The sequence below is a fragment of the Burkholderiales bacterium genome (assembly GCA_035543335.1).
Taxonomy (GTDB): domain Bacteria; phylum Pseudomonadota; class Gammaproteobacteria; order Burkholderiales; family JAHFRG01; genus JAHFRG01.
The window spans coordinates 1-2,701 of sequence record DASZZH010000004.1 but is presented as its reverse complement, the minus strand read 5'-3'; the positions used below and the strand labels follow the sequence as shown (position 1 = coordinate 2,701).

The 2,701-nt window shown below is 60.1% G+C and carries 2 protein-coding genes; one reads left to right on the top strand and one right to left on the bottom strand.

Annotation, left to right across the window (positions count from 1 at the left end; genetic code table 11):
• On the bottom strand, nucleotides 1–767 hold a 767-nt coding region (gene lgt, locus VHE58_00960; protein HVS25873.1), incomplete at its 3' end, for a prolipoprotein diacylglyceryl transferase.
• An 89-nt stretch (nucleotides 768–856) separates the two neighbouring features.
• Between lgt and ilvD the strand changes: the two genes are divergently transcribed.
• On the top strand, nucleotides 857–2,530 hold the full coding sequence (gene ilvD / locus VHE58_00955) for a dihydroxy-acid dehydratase (GenBank protein HVS25872.1): 1,674 nt from the start codon (nucleotides 857–859) through the stop codon (nucleotides 2,528–2,530).
• Nucleotides 2,531–2,701 lie beyond the last annotated feature (171 nt).

The window sequence follows — 2,701 nt, the reverse complement described above, 5'->3', positions numbered from 1 at the left end:
TAACTCCACCACAGTATCCAGATCCCGCCCGCTATCATCGGCAGCGAGAGCCATTGCCCCATGCTCAAATTAAGAGCAAGCAGGCCCAAAAACGAGTCCGGCTCGCGGGTAAACTCCACCAGAAAGCGGAACAGCCCGTAGCCAATCAAAAACATGCCCGACACTGCACCCATCGGCCTGGGCTTGGACGAGTAAAGCCAGAGAATGATAAACAACACCACGCCTTCGAGACCAAATTCGTAAAGCTGTGACGGATGGCGCGGGACGCGATCTACATTTGGAAAAATCATGCCCCACGCGATTTCGGTGGGCCGCCCCCACAATTCGCCGTTGATGAAATTGCCGAGTCGTCCCGCGCCTAGCCCAAGCGGCACCAGCGGCGCGATGAAATCGGTCATGGCAAACCAATGTTTCTTGTGTTTGCGCGAGAACAGCCATAGGGCGAAAATCACGCCGAGAAATCCGCCGTGAAAAGACATGCCGCCTTCCCACACGTAAAAAATCTTGATGGGCTCGTGCAGATAATCAGCAAACTTGTAAAACAGGACATAGCCCAGCCGTCCGCCGAGAATCACGCCGAGCACGATGTAAAACAGCGCGTCATCGAGTTGTTGATAAGTCCAGCCGGATTGCGGTTGGGTCTTGATGCGATGACGCCCCAGCATCAGCCCCGCGATAAAGCCGAGGAGGTACATCAGCCCGTACCAGCGGATCGCCAACGGGCCGAGATGCAGCGCAACCGGATCAAATTGCGGGTGTACGAGCATTTTATGGATAGGTTGTTCCAGGCATTTCCGCTAAAATCGGGATTATACGTAAATACGCCTGTTCCCCGACCGCTTTTCGAGAGATGCCTATGCCTTACAACCAGCGCAGCAAAACCGTTACCGAGGGCGACGCGCGCGCGCCGAACCGCTCGATGTATTACGCAATGGGCTACCGTGACGAGGATTTCGGCAAGCCCATGGTCGGCGTTGCCAACGCCTACAGCACCATCACGCCTTGCAACGCCGGCTTGAATGTTCTGGCAACCCGCGCCGAAGCGGAGCTCAAGACGGCGGGTGCTAATCCGCAGGTATTCGGCACCATCACCGTGTCCGACGGCATTTCCATGGGCACCGAAGGCATGAAATATTCACTGGTCTCGCGCGAGGTGATCGCCGACTCGATTGAGACCGCGGTGCAGGCGGAATGGATGGACGGCGTGCTGGCCATCGGCGGCTGCGACAAGAACATGCCGGGGGCTTTGATGGCGATGGCGCGCATGAACATCCCTTCGATTTTCGTCTACGGCGGCACCATCAAGCCCGGCCACTACAAGGGCAAGGACCTGACCATCGTTTCCGCCTTCGAGGCAGTGGGCGAATTCACCGCCGGCCGCTTGAGCCGCGAGGACTTCAGGGAAATCGAGCACCGCTCCTGCCCGGGCGCGGGCTCCTGCGGCGGCATGTTTACCGCCAACACCATGTCCACCAGCATCGAAGCGGCCGGCATGAGCCTGCCTTACTCCTCCACCATGGCGGCGGAAGACGCTGAAAAAGCGGAGAGCGCGGCGCTATCGGCGCACGCGCTGGTCGAGGCGATTAAAAAGCAGACCCTTCCGCGGCAAATCATCACCCGCAAATCCATCGAGAATGCGATTGCGGTGGTCATGGCGACCGGCGGCTCGACCAATGCCGTTCTGCATTGGCTCGCTATCGCCCACGCCGCGCAGGTCGAATGGACGCTTGACGACTTCGAGCGCGTGCGCGTCCGCACGCCAGTGCTGTGCGACATGAAGCCCTCGGGCAAGTACGTGGCCACCGATCTGCACCAAGCCGGCGGCGTGCCACAGGTGATGAAGATGTTGCTCAACCACGGGTTGATTCACGGCGATTGCCTAACCATCACCGGCAAAACGGTCGCGGAAAATCTCAAAGACGTTCCCGACAGTCCGGCGAAAAATCAGGATGTCATCCGGCAGTGGGGCAACCCGCTATACCCGCACGGGCATCTGGCGATTCTGAGGGGCAACCTCGCCACCGAAGGCTGCGTTGCCAAAACCACCGGCCTAAAAAATCTGGTGATCACCGGTCCGGCCCGCGTGTTTGATTCGGAAGAAGCGGCGTTGCAGGCCATACTCGGCGACAAAATCAAGCCGGGCGACGTGCTGGTGATCCGCTACGAGGGTCCCAAGGGCGGTCCTGGAATGCGTGAAATGCTAGCCCCAACCTCGGCCATTATCGGCAAAGGCCTAGGCGACAAGGTCGGGCTGATTACCGACGGCCGTTTCTCCGGCGGCACTTGGGGAATGGTGGTAGGACACATTGCCCCCGAAGCTTTCGTCGGCGGGACCCTGGCCTTAGTGAAAGAAGGCGATTCGATTACGATTGATGCTCACCAGCACCTGCTGCAGCTCAACGTGCCGGAGGCCGAGCTTGCCAAGCGCCGCGCCGCCTGGCAGCCGCCGCAACCGCGCTACACCCGCGGCGTGCTCGCGAAGTACGCGAAGCTCGTATCCAGCGCGAGCAAAGGCGCGGTGACGGACTGATGCTTCCCGCCGGGAGATGGTTCCGCGCCTGCAGGCTACTTGTTGAAGTGGGAGCGCGCCTTCTCGAAAGCCTCGCGCATCTTCGCCCAAGCGTCGTCAGCACCGCGCACAAGGTCGAGCCAAGCATCGCCTGAGGCCGCCTGGACCTGCCGCATGCGCTCCATCGCCTGA

Coding starts and splice junctions, on each gene's coding strand:
- ilvD (HVS25872.1), top strand. CDS start 857: ATGCCTTACAACCAGCGCAGCAAAACCGTTACCGAGGGCGACGCGCGC.